Source organism: Marivita sp. S0852, from assembly GCF_046591575.1.
GTDB lineage: Bacteria > Pseudomonadota > Alphaproteobacteria > Rhodobacterales > Rhodobacteraceae > Marivita.
In genome coordinates this window covers 49,635-67,569 of sequence record NZ_JBIQWA010000002.1, presented here as the reverse complement: position 1 = coordinate 67,569, position 17,935 = coordinate 49,635, and the positions used below count along the sequence as shown (strand labels likewise).

Sequence of the window (17,935 nt, the reverse complement as noted above, 5' to 3'; positions counted from 1 at the left end):
TCTGCCACTTTGATCAAAAGTGTCGGGTGAGGGGAAATCGTGGCACAGGTCTTTGTCTTTGATGCCTACGGCACCTTGTTTGATGTCGCGGCCGCCGCACGTGTGGCCGCCGATGAACCGGGGCGCGCCGCGCTCAAGGCCGTGTGGCCGCAGCTGGCCGAAGATTGGCGGCAGAAACAGCTTCAATACACCTGGCTGCGCACGATCACCGGCGCGTATATCCCGTTCTGGGATGTCACCAAAGACGGGCTGGATTGGGCGATGGAAAAAGCCCAACTGGACGACCCGGAACTGCGCGAACGTCTGTTGGCACTGTATTGGGAACTGCCCGCCTATCGCGATGTGCCGATGATGCTGGCCCGTCTCAAGGCTGCGGGCAAGACCTGTGCGATCCTGTCAAATGGCAGCACCGACATGCTGGACGGTGCGGTCGACAGTGCCGGGATCGCCGACTTTCTGGATGCGGTTCTGTCTGTCGAAGAGGTTGGCCTCTTCAAACCGGCTGCAGCCGTGTACGACATGGTCGGCGCGCGGTTTGGATGTGCCAAAGACGACGTGCTGTTTGTATCATCCAACGGCTGGGACGCCGCCGGGGCAACCGGATACGGGTTTGAAACCGTTTGGGTGAACCGCGCACGCGCCCCGGTTGATCGCCTGTCGCACACGCCAAAACACATTTTGCCAGACCTTTCGACCATTCCGGAGATTGCCTGATGCCCAGTTTCACAACCTCGGACGGGATATCCCTGCATTACACCGATACCGGAACCGGGCTGCCTGTCCTGTGCCTTGCCGGGCTGACCCGCGACGGGCGCGATTTTGATTTTGTTGCCCCTCACCTGCGGGACGTGCGCCTGATCACGCTTGACTATCGCGGGCGGGGCAAATCCGACTGGGCGGACCCATCGACCTACCAGATACCTGTCGAGGCCCGCGACGCGGTTGAACTGGTGGATCACCTAGGGCTGGACCAGGTCGCCATCTTGGGAACCTCGCGTGGCGGGCTGGTGGCCATGATGCTGGCCGCCACCGCGAAATCCCGGCTTTTGGGTGTCGCGCTGAATGACATCGGGCCGGAAATTGATCCGCAGGGCCTGGATGTGATCAAAGACTACCTTGGCCGCCCCCCGACCCTGACCACCCATGAAGAGGTGGCGGCTGCGCGCGAACGGCTGATGACGGGCTTTGCCAATGTGCCGAAATCACGATGGCTGGACGAGGCACACCGACTGTTTCACCAAACCGAAACCGGTCTGACCCTGACCTATGATCCGAAACTGCGCGACGCGGTTCTTGCCAATGGCGCTCAGCCCGAACCGGATCTGTGGCCTTTGTTCGATGCCTTGTCCGGCATGCCTTTGGCCTGTCTGCGCGGTGCCAATTCCGACCTTCTGGCACGCGCAACCGTCGACAAGATGAAAGCCCGCCGTCCCGATATGATCGCCGTTGACATCCCCGATCGCGGGCATATTCCGTTTCTGGACGAACGGGAAAGCCTCGATGCCTTGCGCCGGTGGCTGGATATGCTGAGGACCTGATGGACATCACCAAAATCGAAGCGGCCGCGCAACGGCTTGAAGGGCACGCGCGGGTGACGCCCCTTTTGTCATCGCCGTTTCTGGACAAGATCGCCGGACGGCGGGTGCTGGTCAAAGCCGAATGTCTGCAACACACCGGAAGCTTCAAGTATCGTGGCGCGCGGTCGGCCCTATCGGCATTGCCCGATGCACAGCGCGCACGCGGAGTTATCGCATTTTCCTCTGGCAACCATGCTCAGGGTGTGGCGCTGGCAGCACGAGCATTCGGTGTCAGCGCGGTGATCATCATGCCATCGGATGCGCCGCGTTTGAAAATCGACAACACCCGCGCCTTGGGGGCCGAGGTGATCCTTTATGACAGGGCATCGGAAAATCGCGATGCGATCGGGGCCACGCTGTCGCAAAAGCGCGGGCTGACGTTGATCAAACCGTTTGACGACCCGGACGTCATTGCCGGTCAGGGCACCTGCGGTCTGGAAATCGCCGCACAGGCGGCCACGCGGGGTGTGACCCACGCCGAGGTGATTGTGTGCTGCGGCGGGGGCGGTCTGACATCGGGAATTGCGCTGGCGCTGCAGGCCAAGGCCCCCGACATGCAGGTGCGCCCGGCCGAGCCGGAAAATTATGATGACGTGGCGCGCTCGCTGGCTTCGGGCCGGATCGAACGCAACGCCACCGCGTCCGGCGGATTGTGCGACGCCATTGTCACGCAGCAGCCCGGAGATCTTACCTTTCCAATCATGAAACGCCTCTGCGGCCCCGGTCTCGTGGTGTCTGAAAGCGAGGCCCAGAAAGCGATGGCACAGGCGTTCTCACGGTTGAAACTGGTGGCTGAACCGGGCGGCGCGGTGGCGCTTGCGGCGGCGCTTTACCACCCGGACGCCTTTGAGGCCGACACGGTCATTGTCACGATCTCGGGTGGAAATGTCGACCGCGCGGTGTTCACAGCCGCGCTGGAGCGTTTCGGAGAGGGGTAAGGGGCGACCTCATGTTCGCGCGTTTGAGCGATAAGCGTGCATCTGCCAACCGTGTCAGGGGGCGCTGCCCCCGGCCTACGGCCTCCCCCGAGGTATTTTTTGCCCAAAGAAACACCAATACAAAGGACGGCGTATGTATATTGCGAATTTGGGAGACATCCGGCTGCACTACCGGATAGATGGTGATCCGGATGGCGCGCCGGTTGTGTTTTCCAATTCCCTCGGCACCGATTTGCGCCTTTGGGACAAGGTGATCGCAAGATTGCCGATACGCGGGCTGAAATACATCCGCTATGACACACGCGGCCACGGATTGTCGGAATGCCCACCCCCCCCCTATACCATGGGCGCGCTGGTGCGTGACGCGGAGCGGTTGATGGATCATCTTGCGATCCGCGATGCGGTTTTTGTCGGTCTGTCGATTGGCGGAATGATTGCGCAGGGGCTGGCGGCCAAGCGCCTTGATCTGGTGCGCACCTTGGTGCTGTCCAACACAGCAACCAGGATCGGCACCCGTGATATCTGGGCCGAGCGGATTGCCGGGGTTGAACAGGGCGGCATCGAGGCTTTGGCGGACTCGATCCTGCAGCGATGGTTTTCGCCCCCCTTTCGCCAGACCGAAGAGTATCACGCATGGCGCAACATGCTCACGCGCACCCCGGCAGATGGTTATATCGGCTGTTCACATGCGATAGCAGGGACGGATTTTTTAACCATGACGGCTGGCCTGCGGTTGCCGACGCTTGGCATTGCCGGGTCCGAAGACGGCTCCACGCCTGCGGATCTGGTCAAGGAAACGGTCGATCTTGTTCCGGGGTCGCGGTTTCATCTGATCCGCAAGGCCGGGCACCTGCCCTGTGTCGAAGACCCGGACAATTTTGCACGGGCTCTGTCAGACTTCATCGCCGCGCAGGCGCATTGACGCCTGCCCTGACAGGTGTAGCCTGCCCGCTATTGGCGCATCCGCCTGACCATTGAAAGCCCCGCGCATGCGCCTGCCCGTCGTTTTTATCCTTGTCAGCGTTATGATCGATGCGATGGGTATCGGGTTGATCATTCCGGTGATGCCAGACTTGATCCGCGACATCACCGGCGGTGATCTGGCCCATGCGGCGCTGTGGGGGGGCGTGCTCACCACCGTGTTTGCCGTTATGCAATTCCTGTTCGGCCCGTTGATGGGCAATCTGTCGGACCGCTATGGCCGACGGCCGGTTTTGCTGATCACTCTGGCGGTCATGGCCGCCGATTATGTGGTTATGGCGCTGGCGGGCAGCATCTGGCTTTTGTTTCTTGGCCGAGTGATTGGCGGGATCACCGCAGCCACACAGGCCACCGCAACCGCGTATATGGCGGATATTTCAACAGCGGAAAAGAAAGCCCAGAATTTCGGTCTGGTCGGCGCGGCCTTTGGATTGGGCTTTGTGATCGGTCCCTTGATGGGCGGAGTCTTGGGCGAATGGGGCACGCGGGCACCGTTTTGGGCGGCGGCGGCACTGGCGGGTGCCAATGCCCTTCTGGGGTATTTCGTCCTGACGGAAACCGTGACGGACAAGATCCGGCGTCCGTTTGACTGGCGGCGGGCCAATCCGTTCGGAGCGTTCAAAACGCTTGGCACATTGCCCGGGCTAAGTCGTCTATTTGCGGTGTTCTTTCTCTATCAGGTTGCGTTTTTCGTATATCCTGCGGTCTGGGCCTATTTCGCGCAGGCGCGGTTTGGCTGGAATGCGGGCATGATCGGTTTGTCGCTTGGCATGTTTGGCATCATGATGGCGGTGGTTCAGGGCGGGTTGATCCGGGTTATCCTGCACCGGTTGGGCGAACGTGGCACTGTCATCTACGGGCTGGTTTTCGATATTGCCGCATTCGGCGCGCTGGCATTTATCACCTCTGGCACGGTGGCTCTGTTCCTGACGCCCCTGACCGCGTTGGGTGCCGTCATCACACCGGCGCTGCAAGGGATCATGTCGCGCACCGTGGGGGACCGGCGGCAAGGCGAATTGCAAGGCGCGCTGACATCCGTCGGGGCCATGGCGATGATCGTTTCTCCAATGCTGATGACCTATGTGTTCGCGACCTTCACCCGGTCGGAGGCACCGGTCTATTTTCCGGGTGCGCCATTTCTGCTGTCGCTTGGCTTGATTGCGGTCGCGTTATTTGTGTTCTGTTTTCCAAACCGCCGGGGTGTCGCGGCTTGATGCGTTGTCGTCGACTTCCGGCTTGCGCTCTGATTGCGCGCACCCCACGGTGCCGCAACCCCTGCACAAGGAGCCACCCATGACCCGTATCAAAGCCGCCGTCTGCACCGAGTTCGCCGCGCCATTGGTGATCGAAGAGCTTGATCTGGCCGCGCCGCGCGACGGTGAAATCGAAGTCACGCTGGACGCTGTGGCGATTTGCCATTCCGATATCCATTTCGCGGAAGGTGCCTGGGGCGGTGCGCTGCCTGCGGTCTACGGACACGAAGCGGCCGGGCGCGTGTCGGCGCTTGGGGCGGGTGTCACAGGACTGACGATCGGCCAACGCGTTGTCGTCACCCTGATCAAAGCCTGCGGAACCTGCGCCAATTGCGCCAGCGGCAAACCAACCGTCTGCGACGGCGCGGTCGATCAACCGTCGCCGCTGTCGCGCGCCGATGGCACGCCGGTGACCCAAGCCATGAACTGTGGTGCCTTTGCCGAGCGGGTCATCGTGGATCAAAGCCAGGTGGTGTCGATGCCCGATGACATCCCGGCCGAAGCGGTTGCGCTGATGGCCTGCGGGGTCATCACCGGGGTTGGTGCTGTGGTCAATGCAGGCAAATTACGCCCCGGCGAAGATGTCGTGGTGATCGGGGCTGGCGGCGTTGGGCTCAACGCCATTCAGGGTGCACGTCTGGCCGGCGCACGACGCATCGTCGCGGTCGATATAACCCAGGACAAACTGGACACGGCGCTGTCCTTTGGGGCCACGGATGGCGTCTTGGCCACCGGTACAGCCCCCTGGAAACAGGCTCTGTCCATTCTGGGGCGCGGTGCGGATCTTGTTGCGGTCACCGTGGGCGCGATCCCCGCCTATAATGACGCACCGCGCTATCTGGGTTGGGGCGGCCGCATGATCATGATCGGCATGCCCCATTCCGGGGCGATGGCCGCCTATGAACCGGTGGTGCTGGCTTATATGGGGCAAGGCATGATCGGCTCAAAAATGGGCGATGTTGTGATCCAGCGCGATATCCCCTGGCTGGCTGACCTTTACCGGCAGGGGCGGCTTAAACTGGACGAGCTGATATCGGGCCGGTTCACATTGGACCAGATCAATGACGCGATTGCCGACACCAAAGCCGGTGGATCAAAGCGCAATGTCATCCTGTTTTAACCCGGCCCTGCCACATTCGTCTGATGCCCCTGTCGGAAAGACCATATGAAACTGCACGCTGTTGAGATCATCGTCACCGCGCCGCCAGCCCCCGGTTGGGGCGGGCGCTATTGGATTCTGGTCAAAGTCAGTACGGATACCGGGCTGGTTGGCTGGGGGGAATGTTATGCATCATCGGTTGGCCCAACCGCGATGCGGGCGGTGATCGAGGATGTGTTTGACCGCCACATGAAAGGCGAAACGCCCGAAAACATCGAACTGATGTTCCGCCGGGTCTATTCGTCGGGTTTCACCCAACGGCCGGATCTGACCGTCATGGGCGCCTTTTCCGGGCTGGAGATTGCGTGCTGGGATATCCTTGGCAAGGCGCGCAACCGTCCGGTCTATGCCTTGCTGGGCGGACGCATGACGCCAAAGATCCGGGCCTATACCTATCTGTATCCCCTGCCCCATCACGACATGGACAGCTTCTGGACCGATCCCGACGCCCAGGCCGACGCCGCCCGCGACTATGTCCGCCAGGGCTATACCGCGCTAAAGTTTGATCCGGCGGGCCCCTACACCCTTCATGGCGGGCACCAGCCTGCCCTGACCGACATCGCCCTGTCCGTCGACATGTGTGCGGCCATCCGTGCGGCTGTGGGCAACAAGGCCGATCTGCTTTTTGGCACACACGGCCAGTTTACCACATCCGGGGCCATCCGGCTGGGACAGGCGATCGAGCCCTATCTGCCGCTTTGGTACGAAGAACCCATCCCCCCCGACAACCTGCTGGAATTCGCCGAGGTTGCCCGGGCCGTGCGCATACCCATTGCCACAGGAGAACGCCTGACCACAAAAGCCGAGTTTGCCACGCTTCTGCGCACCGGCGGGGCAAAGATCCTGCAACCGGCTCTGGGCCGTGCAGGGGGCATCTGGGAGATGAAAAAGCTTGCTGGCATGGCTGAGGCCTTCAACGCCGAAATAGCCCCCCATCTTTATGCCGGACCGATCGAATGGGCCGCAAACCTGCAGTTTGGCACGTCAATCCCCAATCTGCTGCTGGCTGAAACCATCGACACCGCCTTTCACCGCGATCTGATCGGCAACACCATCCGCGTCGAAAACGGGTATGTCGCGCTGTCGGACACACCGGGCCTTGGCATCGACGTGAACGAAGATTTGGCCCGCGAACATCCCTACACCGGCGACGGGTTGCACCTGCAAATGCAGGAAACACCCTGCAACTATCAGGAGGGCAATCGGTTTGTCGGCGGCGCTCCGCCGGTCACAGATTAGCGACACACGCGCTATTGCTTTGATACATCGCACAGAATGGTGCTATATGCCGCGTCATGTCACCAGGATAAGATGTATGTCTGATACAGCTCTTGCACCTGCCACCGCGCAGGATATGGCCAAAAACGCCGAAAACGCCGCCATCTATTTGAAAACACTGGCACATGAGGGCCGTTTGACGATCCTGTGTCATCTGGCCTCCGGCGAACGCTCTGTCGGGGAGCTGGAAACGCTTTTGGGCATCCGTCAGGCCGCCGTCAGCCAGATGCTGTCGCGCCTCAGAGAGGAAGAGCTGGTGAAAACGCGCCGCGAAGGCAAAACCATCTATTACAGCCTCAGCAACACTGACACAGAGCGTATGATTGCACTACTGCACGACATGTTCTGCAAAACCTAGCCAAACACCCTAGTGTCGCAGCTGCGTTTGGGCCAGTCTGCCAACTGAAATGACAATAGGTGACATATGCGTCCTGACACACAGTTCTCAGGCCCCGATTTGTGCGCGAAACCGGCGCGCGATATCATTGCGTTGTTGCGCAACGGCGAGGTGTCCACAGACGAGCTGATCTCGGCCAGCCTTGCGCGCATGGATCAGGTCGAACCTGCGGTCAATGCCGTTGTCACACGCTGCCCGGAGCGGGCGCGACATGCGCAGGTTGCCCCCGACACGCCATTGGCCGGATTGCCGATCGGGATCAAGGATCTGACAGAGGTGAAAGACGTGCGCACCACGTTTGGCACCCAAGGCTATGCCGACCACATCCCAACCACATCCGACCCTCTGGTCACCCGGCTGGAACAAAGCGGCGGCGTTGTGCTTGGCAAAACCAACACACCCGAAATTGGGGCTGGGGCCAACACGTTCAACACGGTGTTCGGGGCCACCCGAAATCCGTGGAACACGGCGCTGAACGCGGCCGGATCATCAGGCGGGGCGGCTGTTTCGCTGGCCACCGGTACGCTCTGGCTCAGTCACGGATCGGATTTTGGCGGCAGCCTGCGCAGCCCGGCAAATTACTGCGGTATCGTGGGGTTGCGCCCCTCTCCGGGAATCGCGGGCGGCAGCTCGGCCTCACTGGCATTTACCACAGGCGGCGTTGACGGCCCGATGGCGCGGGATGTTCTGGATTGTGCGCTGTTTCTGGATGCGATGGCTGGCTACGATCAAACTTGGCCAATCTCGTTTCCGGCACCGGACGCCCCCTATTTTGAAACCGCACAACGCGACGCGGGCGCAATCCGGATCGCCTATACCCCCGACCTGAACGGATTTGCCGCCGTCACACCCGAGATTGACACCGTGCTGCGGGCCGCCTTGGGCGGGCTGGAGCGTCCGGGCCTATCTGTCGATGACCACTGCCCCGATCTGCCCCGACTGGACGAAACCTTCCGCGCGCTGCGCTGTCTGTCGTTTCTGGGCAGTTATCAGGCCACACCACCAGACGTCTCCCGGCACTACAAGGACACGATCAAAGGCAACCTGGCCGATGCAGAGGCGATGACATTTGCCGATTATGCCCGCGCAGAACGGGATCGCGCGGCCCTCTATGCACGCATGGTCACGTTTTTTGAAACCTTCGACGTGCTGGCCTGCCCGGTCAATGGACTGGCCCCGCTGCCGGTCGAAATCGAATACCCCTCAGAGGTCGCAGGCCGCGCCATGCGGGACTATATCGACTGGTTGCAATTCGCCTTTCTGGCAACGGTGACAGGATTACCGGCTTTGTCCTTGCCGGTTGGCTTCACCCCTTCGGGCATGCCAGTCGGCGTGCAACTGATTGGGCCGCCACGCGGCGAGGCCCGTCTGTTGCAGATCGCCCATTCGCTGGAACAGGCGCTGGCGCTGCCCGTCACCTGCATCGACCCCCGCTCTCCTTGACCGCCCGGATACGTGCACAGGCTCAGCGGCCCACCTCAAGGGCGCGCGGCGCTCTTCTTCTTTTTATCAATATGCAATCGCGCGCCAAAGGCGCGCGGGTCGGATCGGCAAAGCCGATCCGAAACCGGCCTCACGCCGCCTCTTCCCAGCGATTGGCAAAATTGCCCAGCACGTGACCAACCGCTTCTGGCGTGTCATCGTTCAGATGCACCTGCGCCACCAGACCACGTTTTTTGTCATCAATCACCGACACAACCCGCGCGGACAGATCCGCATCGTCCAACGCTGCGTTGAACACGCGGGCAATGGCGTGTTTGCGCAAATCGGGTTTGAAAATCTTGCCCACGGCGGTTTTCGGCAGCTCGTCAAGAATTGTCATGTGTTTGGGCTGGGCAGCCCGTTCATGCACATGGATCTTGCAATGCGCGATCAGCTCTTGCTCGGTCACCTCTGCCCCCTCGACCAGTTCGACAAACGCACAGGGCAACTCTCCGGCATGGGCGTCGGGCTGACCGATGGCTCCGGCGAAGGCCACCGCGGAATGGGCCAGCAAGGCATCCTCGATTTCAGCGGGATCAATATTGTGCCCACCCCGGATGATCAGATCTTTCGCCCGGCCGGTGATCCAAAGATACCCATCTGCATCCAGCCGCCCCAGATCACCGGTGCGCAGATGTGTTCCAAAGTGGAACAGATCGGCATTCTTGGCCTCTTCCGTATAGGTATGCCCAACATAGACGCCGGGATTGGCCACGCAGATTTCGCCGATTTCGTCCACGTCACAGGCCGTCACCTCACCGTCCTTTTCGGCAAGGATTTTCACATCCGTGTAGGGAAACGGAATACCCACAGAACCGACTTTCTTTTCCCCCTCCGGCGGATTGCAGGATACCAGACAGGTCGCCTCGGTCAGGCCATAGCCTTCGACAACACGCACACCACAAGCCGTCTCGAACCGGTTGAACAACTCAAGCGGCAACGGAGATGACCCCGAAAACGCGGTCTTGATGGTCGAGATATCGGCATCCACAGGGCGCTGCATCATCGCAGACATGGCCGTGGGCACCGTGATGACAAAGGTGGTTTTCCAGCGTTCGCACAGCTTCCAGAAATTGTCGAACACACCGTCGCCCCGATATCCCTGGGGGGTCGGGAACACCGTATGCGCCCCCGAAACGACCGACGCCATCAGGATCACATGACAGGCGAACACATGGAACAACGGCAAGGGACACATGATGCTGTCATTTTCGGTAAACAGCAATCTGTGACCCAGCCATCCGTTATAGATCAGCCCCGAATACCGATGCTGCGCAACCTTGGGCATCCCGGTTGTCCCGCCGGTGTGAAAATATGCTGCCACCCGGTCACCCGTGCTGTCGGCAAAATCCAGCGTTGTCTTCTGCTTGGCAAGCTCGGTCTTGAAATCAAGCACATCGGCGTGGTGATTGCCGGGGTTCTTGGGACGCACCAAAGGCACGATCCATGATTTCGGCGGTGTCAGATACCGGTTCAGATCAACCTCAAGAACGGTGTGCACTTTGGGCGCGTGGCGGCAGGCCTCGGCAACCTTTTGCGGCACATCGGTCTTTGGAAAGGCTTTCAGCGTGACCACCACCTTGGCCTGTGTCTCGCGCAGGATCGACGCGATCTGCTCGGGCTCAAGCAGCGGATTGATCGGGTTCACGATACCCGCAATGGCCCCGCCCAGCAGCGACAGGATGGTTTCGTTTGTGTTGGGCAGGACGTAGGCGACAACATCCTCTTCCCCGATACCCAAACTCCGGAAAAGATTCGCCGCCTGCACCGTTTTGGCCAAAAGCTCTGCCCAGGTCAGCGTCTCGGCTTTGTCCTTGGGTCCGGACAACAGCTGGTAGCTCACCGCCGGGCGATCGGGGAAGGCCGCCGCCGTTTTGCTCAGCTGGCCATAGAGCGTGGCTGGCAAATCGCGGCTGGCCCACGGCATTTCATTTTCGATAGCATTGCGGTCCTCGTAACTCGCAAACGTCATGGCTGTCCCTCCCAAAATCGCGCAGTGGATGCGCGGTACGTCGTTGCTGGTGGTGTTTAGCCGACAATAGATCACAGCAGACCAGAACGACGCTACGACACTGCTCTATGACGCTGCGTCCGTCACATAAAATCGTACAATCCGACACGGCCAAACGGCCATTTGGCAGCACACGAACCATTGCGGATGCGAAAGCTAAATTTTTTGCACACGTTTGCAAAGAATTCTTGCCAAACCGATAGGCCTGTGGCTTGCTACATAGGCCTAACGCATGAAATGCGCGTTTCAGAAGGGGCAAGCATGGCAGAAATCCAGCTCAGGAACGTGAACAAACGTTGGGGCTCTTTTGTTGGGGTGGACAACTTCAACCTGACAATCGCCGACAAGGAATTTCTGGTGCTGCTTGGCCCGTCCGGATGTGGCAAGACCACAACCATGCGGATGATCGCGGGATTGGAAGACATCACCGACGGCGAAATCGCGATTGATGGCAAGGTGATCAACACCCTCGATCCCAAAGACCGCGATGTGGCCATGGTGTTCCAGTCCTACGCGCTTTACCCGAATATGAATGTCTATGAAAACATCCGCTTTCCCTTGCGGGTGCGCGGCGTGGACAGCGCCACACATGACGAAAAGGTCCGCCGCGCCTCGGCGATGGTTGAACTGGACGACTTTCTGCACCGCAAGCCGGCGGAATTGTCCGGAGGTCAACGCCAACGCGTGGCCCTGGCCCGTGCCATTGTCCGCGAACCCAATGTCTTTTTGATGGACGAACCCCTGTCAAACCTGGATGCGAAATTGCGGGTCAGCACACGGGCGCAGATCAAGAATTTGAGCCATGAACTGGCTGTCACAACGATCTATGTGACCCACGATCAGATCGAAGCCATGACGCTCGCGGATCGTGTTGTGGTGATGAAAAAGGGCATTGTCCAACAGGTGGGCAGCCCGACCGAAATTTACGACCGCCCGGCAAATGCCTTTGTTGCCAGTTTCATCGGCAACCCGGCGATGAACCTGATTGATGGCCAGATACGCGGCGGGGTGTTCGAGACGGAAAACACCCGCGTTTCGGGCCTGAGCGCCCCGGATGGTTCCGTGACTTTGGGCTTTCGGGCCGAAGATGCCACCCTTGCCGAAAATGGCGATGGCCAGATCACGGCACCGATCTATACGCTTGAGCTGTTGGGCGATGCGACCATGATTTCGGTGCGCATTGGTCCTGCCCTTATTGCGGTGAAAGCCGACAAGACATTCAGAGCCGAAATAGACGACATGGTGTCAATCCGTGTGCCTGCTAGGATTTGTCATGTCTTTGACACCCAAAGCGGGGCACGGGTTGACGCGTGACGACACAAGATATTCCCGAACAAACCGGGACAGTGCGGTGCGGGCTTGCAAGGCGCACCCAAACACACAGGGAGACCAACATGACGCTTAAGAACATCCTGATGGCGGGATCTTTCCTTGTTGCCGCCAGTGCGACAACATCCTTGGCCGCCGATTGCGGCATCACCGATGGCCGTCTCAGCATCATCGGCAATGAATTCCCCGCGATCCAGACCGTCGCGGCAGCCGCACAATCCTGCGAGGGTCTGACCAGCGCAGAGGCCAATCTGACGGCGGATCACCAGACCATCAACCTGCCCGGCATGCAGGGCAATCCGGCTGAATACACAACCGCCATCGTGGCCAATTCATCGATTGTGGCGCTGATCAACGAAGATGTCATCCGCCCGCTGGATGATCTTATTGCCGCCCACGGTCAGAACATTCCGACAAATCAGCTGATCACCATCAATGGTCAGGTCATGGCTGTGGCCTTTATGGCAAATGCGCAGCACCTTGTGTACCGTGCTGACATTCTTGAACAAATCGGTGTCGAACCACCGAAAACCTACGAAGAGATGCTGGCAGCGGCCGAGAAAATCCGCGCGGAAGGTATCCTCGAAAATCCGCTGGGTGGCCCCTACGCTGCGGGTTGGAACCTCGCGCAGGAATTTGTGAACATGTATCTGGGTCACGGCGGAGAATTCTACGAACCGGGCACTGCGAATGTCTCGATCAACAATTCGGCGGGTGTGGCAACGCTGGAAATGCTCAAATCGCTCAGTGACTATATGAACCCCGATTTTCTGACCCACGATTCCAATGCAACCAGCGCCGAATGGGAAGCTGGCAACGTCGCCCTGATGAACATGTGGGGGTCACGGACCGGCGTGTTGATGGACAGCGAAGGCTCGGCACCACAGGTTTACGAAAACACCGCTGTTGCAGGCCCGATGACGGTGGCCGGCGGGGACCGGCCCGCCTCGACCCTTTGGTGGGATGGCTGGACCGTGGCCAAAAACATCAGCGATGCCGATGCCGAAGCGACGTTCAAAGCCATGGCACACGCCATCAGCCCGGCCATTCTGGATGACACCACCATGGGTCAGGCGGTCTGGATGATCGAAGGCTATGAACCCGCCCCGGTGAACCAGGGTGTGTTCCAGGCGATCTCGATGGGCACAACACCCTACCCGATGCTGCCGCATCACGGGTTGCTGCACACCGCTCTTGGCGACAACATCGCCGATTTCCTGCAGGGCAAGGAAAGCGCAGAACAGGCGCTGTCCGACATTGAAGCCGCCTATATGGCTGCTGCCCGCGAAAAGGGCTTTGTGAACTAAGCCCGCACCGCGCAGAGACAGATTGCTGCCTCTGCGCGCCTTGCTCATCCGACCAACTGCGCACGCATAGGTATTTCGATGAAACACACCGCATTTTTCTGGTTCGTTCTACCGTCTGCCATTGCGATGCTGTTGTTCATCTTTTTCCCGATCGTGTCCGTGGTTTTGCAATCCTTCCATGTGGCGCATGAGCAGGTCATCATCGAGGTTGAAAACTGCGGGCCGTTCGGCTGCACCACCGCCACCGCCATTGACCAGGACGCCACCGCTGCCCTGCGCGCCGAACAGCCATTGGGCCAATTCGCGGGGCTGGAAATTTACAAAGACCGCAACCATCTTGCGGTCGGCGAAATCGGCCTGATCTGGGACCAAAGCACCGGCTTGCGGGATTTTCTTGGCAATCTGATGAACCTGCCATTTTACAAGGCGCTTGGCTTCACGCTGACCTATACATTTGTGGTCACTCCGCTGACGGTGATCTTTGGCTTTGTGATTGCCGTCGCGGTGAATGCGGCGGCCCGGTCCTTGCGGGGGCCGATGATCTTTTTCTCGCTTCTGCCCATGATTGTGACCCCGCTTGTGGGCGCGTTGATCCTGTTCTGGATGGTGGATGCGCGCGGCATCCTTGGCACCGCGCTGCGATGGCTTGCGGATGATCCATCGCTGTCGGTCAAGGCAGATACCGGGCTGATGTGGATTATGCTGATGGTCTATGGCGTCTGGTCCTCTGCGCCATTTGCCTTCATCATCTACTATGCCGGGCTGCAAACGGTGAACACCGACACGCTTGAGGCCGCGCGCATCGACGGAGCAAGCCGCTGGCAACAAATCCGGCATGTGATCATTCCACATCTGCTGCCACTGACCACATTTATTGCGCTGATCCAACTGATGGATAATTTCCGGGTGTTCGAACCGATCGTGAGCTTCAACGCCAGCGCCCATGCGACCTCTCTCAGCTGGGCGATCTACAACGATCTGGGCGGTGAAACCCAACAGCTTAGTTCGGCCGCGGCGACATCCGTGCTGACCATTCTGGGTGTCGCCATCCTGTTGTCGCCGGTCCTCATCCGGACCTATCGCGCTTACGGTAAGGCATAGAGGAGTTCGGACATGGCAAGCCAGGCGCAAAAACGGCCCCTCGCATTGAACATCCTTCTGCTGGCGATCCTTGTGATATGGTTGCTGGCCGCTGCCTTTCCCTTTTTCTGGACGCTCTGGGGATCGTTCAAGGTTGAAGGCGATTTCTTTTCACTGGCGGACTGGACCAATGCCCTGACCGGCGAACTGACCACAACCGAAACCGGTGATGCCTTTACCACCCAGGGCTATCGCGGGGCCTGGGTGCAGGAAGAATTCTGGCGCGCGGCATTGAATTCGATGCTGGTGTGTCTTTTCGTTGTGACCATTTCGCTGACCTTCGGCACATTGGGCGGATACGCTCTGGCCCGTTCGACCTATCGCTACGCGTTCTGGTTCCTGCTGGTTGCGCTGATCTTTCGCGCGATGCCGCCGATCACTTTGGTGTCGGGGTATCTGCCGGTCTTCTTTGAATGGAACGTATGGGGCTATCTGCCCACCGCGGTCATCGTGTTGGTGGCAATCAACCAGCCCTTTACGCTTTGGATGCTACATTCGTTTTTCAAGAATATCCCCCAGGATCTGGACGAAAGCGCGATGGTGGATGGCTGTACCCGCTTTCAGGCGTTTCGCTATGTCATCATCCCCGTGATGTGGCCGGGGGTGATCACAACGGGGCTGTTTTCGTTTCTGCTGGCCTATAACGATTTTGCGGTGACCGCGATGATCCTGGACAAGCAGAACCAGACCATGATCCCCAAAATCGCGTCTTTCCTGGGCACCACCCAGACCAAAGGCAACGTCATGTTTGCGGTGGCCGCCGTTGTGTCAACAACCGCCCCTCTGTTTTTGCTGATCATGTTTTTCCAGCGCCAGATCGTGTCCGGCCTGACCGCAGGGGCGGTGAAAGGCTGATCCCGTATCGGCGGGCAAACGCGCAGCAAAGGCGGCCCTGCCGGGTGCCTGCACCGGCGGTCTATGATCTGCCCCCGCCTAGTTCAGCGTCACCAGCTTGCCGGGATTCATGATGTTGTTGGGATCAATCGTGCGTTTCAGCGTGTTCATCAGCGCATAGGCCGGGCCATGTTCCTGCGCCAGATATTTGCGCTTGCCCAGCCCGACACCATGTTCCCCGCTGACCGTTCCACCAAACTCCAGCGCCAGCATGTTCACCTGTTCCGCCAGATCCCTGGCGCGGGCCATCTCGTCTGTGTTGTTGGGTTCAATCAGAATAAGAAGATGGAAATTGCCGTCCCCCACATGGCCCACCAATGGCGCGATCAGGCCGGATGCCGCGACGATTTCCTTTGTTTTGGCAATGCACGCCGCCAGCGCCGAGATCGGAACGCAACAATCCGTGACCACGCTTTCGGCCCCTTTGCGCAGCGCCTTGCCCGCGTAATAGGCCTCGTGGCGGGCCTTCCACAGACGGGTGCGGTCCTCGGTTTTGCTGGCCCAGGCAAAGTCCGATCCGCCATTTTCCTCGACCAGCGCGGCAAAGCTTTCGACCTGTTCCGCAACGCCCGCCTCGGTACCGTGAAATTCAAGGAAAAGATGCGGGATTTCCGGCAAGACCATATCGGGATTGTAGATATTCATGCCTTTCATCTGCATCTCGTCCAGCAGCTCAATCCGCGCCAGCGGCAAACCCATCTGAATGGCAAGAATGACGGTATCAACCGCGCTTTCGATATTGGGAAAGGCGCAGGTTGCCGCCGCGATATGCTCTGGTTGACCATATAGCCTGACCGTCAGCTTGGTGATGATGCCCAGAGTGCCCTCTGATCCGACGAAAAGATGCGTCAGATCATACCCTGTCGAAGATTTCCGCGCGCGGCTTCCGGTATGAAGGATTTGCCCATCAGGCAGCACCACTTCCATCGCCAGCACATTATCCGCCATCGTGCCATAGCGCACGGTATTGGTGCCAGAAGCCCGTGTCGCGGCCATGCCGCCCAGCGTGGCATCCGCACCGGGATCAACGGTGAACATAAGCCCGGTTGCGCGCAGGGCCTCGTTCAGCTGGGTGCGGGTGACACCCGGCTCGACCACCGCATCCAGATCGCTTTCGTGGATTTCCAGCACTTTGTTCATGCGGCTGGTGTCAATGGTAATGCCGCCCTGAACCGGAACGATATGCCCTTCCAACGATGATCCGATGCCGTAAGGCACCACGGGGCATGAGTTTTCGTTGCACAGACGCAGGATCGCCGACACCTCTTGCGTGGTTTCGGGAAAGGCCACCGCGTCGGGACGCATCGGGCTGGTATACGCTTCGTCATGGCTGTGCTGATCCAGCACCGAAGATCCGGTTGACAGGCGATCCCCCAAAAGCGTGCGCAGGGCGGTGATGGTCTGTTCTATATGTGCGGAACGCATTGCGGCCTCCTGATTGCTCGGGACGGATGTAGCGCCATCGCGCGTCGCACGAAACCCTTGTCAGGGGATCAATGGCTCAATCAGATCTGCGCCTGTCGCGCGATTGGAATTGACCTTGGGATCGACCCGATAAAGCGCCAATGTGCGGTCCGGTGCCGCCGTCATCAGCCGGGCCGCGCCATGCCCGGCCTCGCCCAGCCAAAGCGGCCATTGATCGGGGTCAAGCGTCACCGGTTGACGATGATGCAGCGCGGACATCTTGTCACCCGCCGCCGTTGTGACAATCGCACATGTGCGGTGCGCCACCCCGTCCCGTTCCCAATCCTGCCATATCCCGGCAAAGGCCAGGATCGGCCCCTGCGTCGGATAGGTATACCAGGGCAAACGGTTGCCCTTTTCGTCCTTGGTCCATTCGTAGAACCCGGAGGCCGGGATCAGGCAGCGCCGGGTGCGGCAGGCCGATTTGAAGGCTGGCTTGTCTGCAATCGTTTCGGCGCGTGCGTTGATCAGCAAGGGGCCGCCATTTTCGGTTTTGTACCACTGCGGCAGGAACCCCCAACGCATGGAAACCAAACGCCGTGTGCCATCGACAAGATGGACCGCATGCACCTGATTTGTCGGACAGATGTTATAATTGGGACCCTCCGGCAACGCGTTGGCAGGCACCGCTTGAAACAGCTGCGCCATCGCATCGGACGGCAATGTCAGGGAAAATCGTCCACACATGGGTCCACACACGGGCAAATCAGGCCGGACCCCAGGGC

16 protein-coding genes are annotated in these 17,935 nt (G+C 59.7%); 13 read left to right on the top strand and 3 right to left on the bottom strand.

Going from position 1 to position 17,935, the window contains the following annotated elements:
- The first annotated feature begins 39 nt into the window (after positions 1-39).
- The 9 genes from ACG74X_RS04410 to ACG74X_RS04370 all read left to right on the top strand — a co-directional run bounded on the left by ACG74X_RS04410 (position 40) and on the right by ACG74X_RS04370 (position 9,026).
- The gene (locus tag ACG74X_RS04410) at positions 40-714 is read left to right on the top strand and encodes a haloacid dehalogenase type II (protein WP_411232945.1); all 675 of its coding nucleotides are present in this window, start codon (positions 40-42) and stop codon (positions 712-714) included.
- Positions 714-1,538, top strand: coding sequence for an alpha/beta fold hydrolase (locus ACG74X_RS04405; RefSeq protein ID WP_411232944.1), 825 nt, complete (start codon positions 714-716; stop codon positions 1,536-1,538). The genes ACG74X_RS04410 and ACG74X_RS04405 overlap by 1 nt, the downstream gene beginning before the upstream one ends.
- Positions 1,538-2,515, top strand: a complete 978-nt coding sequence (locus tag ACG74X_RS04400; protein ID WP_411233328.1) for a threonine/serine dehydratase — start codon at positions 1,538-1,540, stop codon at positions 2,513-2,515. The genes ACG74X_RS04405 and ACG74X_RS04400 overlap by 1 nt, the downstream gene beginning before the upstream one ends.
- Positions 2,516-2,648: 133 nt before the next feature.
- Entirely contained in the window at positions 2,649-3,437 is a 789-nt protein-coding gene (pcaD, locus tag ACG74X_RS04395; protein WP_411232943.1) for a 3-oxoadipate enol-lactonase, read from the top strand.
- A gap of 67 nt (positions 3,438-3,504) precedes the next feature.
- Positions 3,505-4,710 (top strand): TCR/Tet family MFS transporter, encoded by a 1,206-nt coding sequence (locus ACG74X_RS04390; RefSeq protein WP_411232942.1) that lies wholly within the window; start codon positions 3,505-3,507, stop codon positions 4,708-4,710.
- 79 nt (positions 4,711-4,789) lie between these two features.
- The gene (locus ACG74X_RS04385; RefSeq protein WP_411232941.1) at positions 4,790-5,869 is read left to right on the top strand and encodes an alcohol dehydrogenase catalytic domain-containing protein; all 1,080 of its coding nucleotides are present in this window, start codon (positions 4,790-4,792) and stop codon (positions 5,867-5,869) included.
- A 45-nt stretch (positions 5,870-5,914) separates the two neighbouring features.
- The gene (locus ACG74X_RS04380) at positions 5,915-7,147 is read left to right on the top strand and encodes a mandelate racemase/muconate lactonizing enzyme family protein (RefSeq protein ID WP_411232940.1); all 1,233 of its coding nucleotides are present in this window, start codon (positions 5,915-5,917) and stop codon (positions 7,145-7,147) included.
- A 76-nt stretch (positions 7,148-7,223) separates the two neighbouring features.
- On the top strand, positions 7,224-7,544 hold the full coding sequence (locus ACG74X_RS04375) for an ArsR/SmtB family transcription factor (RefSeq protein WP_411232939.1): 321 nt from the start codon (positions 7,224-7,226) through the stop codon (positions 7,542-7,544).
- 66 nt (positions 7,545-7,610) lie between these two features.
- Positions 7,611-9,026: an amidase gene (locus ACG74X_RS04370; protein ID WP_411232938.1), complete on the top strand. Its 1,416-nt coding sequence runs from the start codon at positions 7,611-7,613 to the stop codon at positions 9,024-9,026.
- Positions 9,027-9,156: 130 nt separating this feature from the next.
- On the opposite strand, the gene ACG74X_RS04365 is transcribed toward ACG74X_RS04370, so the two are convergent.
- Positions 9,157-11,037, bottom strand: a complete 1,881-nt coding sequence (locus tag ACG74X_RS04365; protein ID WP_411232937.1) for an acyl-CoA synthetase — start codon at positions 11,035-11,037, stop codon at positions 9,157-9,159.
- Between the two features lie 300 nt (positions 11,038-11,337).
- Between ACG74X_RS04365 and ACG74X_RS04360 the strand changes: the two genes are divergently transcribed.
- The 4 genes from ACG74X_RS04360 (at position 11,338) to ACG74X_RS04345 (ending at position 15,707) form a co-directional block, all read left to right on the top strand.
- Positions 11,338-12,390: an ABC transporter ATP-binding protein gene (locus tag ACG74X_RS04360; protein ID WP_411232936.1), complete on the top strand. Its 1,053-nt coding sequence runs from the start codon at positions 11,338-11,340 to the stop codon at positions 12,388-12,390.
- A gap of 80 nt (positions 12,391-12,470) precedes the next feature.
- A complete protein-coding gene (locus ACG74X_RS04355; RefSeq protein ID WP_411232935.1) occupies positions 12,471-13,712 on the top strand; it encodes an ABC transporter substrate-binding protein in 1,242 nt (413 codons plus the stop codon).
- 78 nt (positions 13,713-13,790) lie between these two features.
- Entirely contained in the window at positions 13,791-14,813 is a 1,023-nt protein-coding gene (locus ACG74X_RS04350) for a carbohydrate ABC transporter permease (RefSeq protein ID WP_411232934.1), read from the top strand.
- Positions 14,814-14,825: 12 nt separating this feature from the next.
- Complete coding sequence (locus tag ACG74X_RS04345; protein WP_411232933.1) at positions 14,826-15,707, top strand: carbohydrate ABC transporter permease; 882 nt, start codon at positions 14,826-14,828, stop codon at positions 15,705-15,707.
- 78 nt (positions 15,708-15,785) lie between these two features.
- On the opposite strand, the gene ACG74X_RS04340 is transcribed toward ACG74X_RS04345, so the two are convergent.
- Positions 15,786-17,171: an FAD-binding oxidoreductase gene (locus ACG74X_RS04340; protein WP_411232932.1), complete on the bottom strand. Its 1,386-nt coding sequence runs from the start codon at positions 17,169-17,171 to the stop codon at positions 15,786-15,788.
- A gap of 60 nt (positions 17,172-17,231) precedes the next feature.
- Entirely contained in the window at positions 17,232-17,897 is a 666-nt protein-coding gene (locus tag ACG74X_RS04335; RefSeq protein WP_411232931.1) for an SOS response-associated peptidase, read from the bottom strand.
- Positions 17,898-17,935 lie beyond the last annotated feature (38 nt).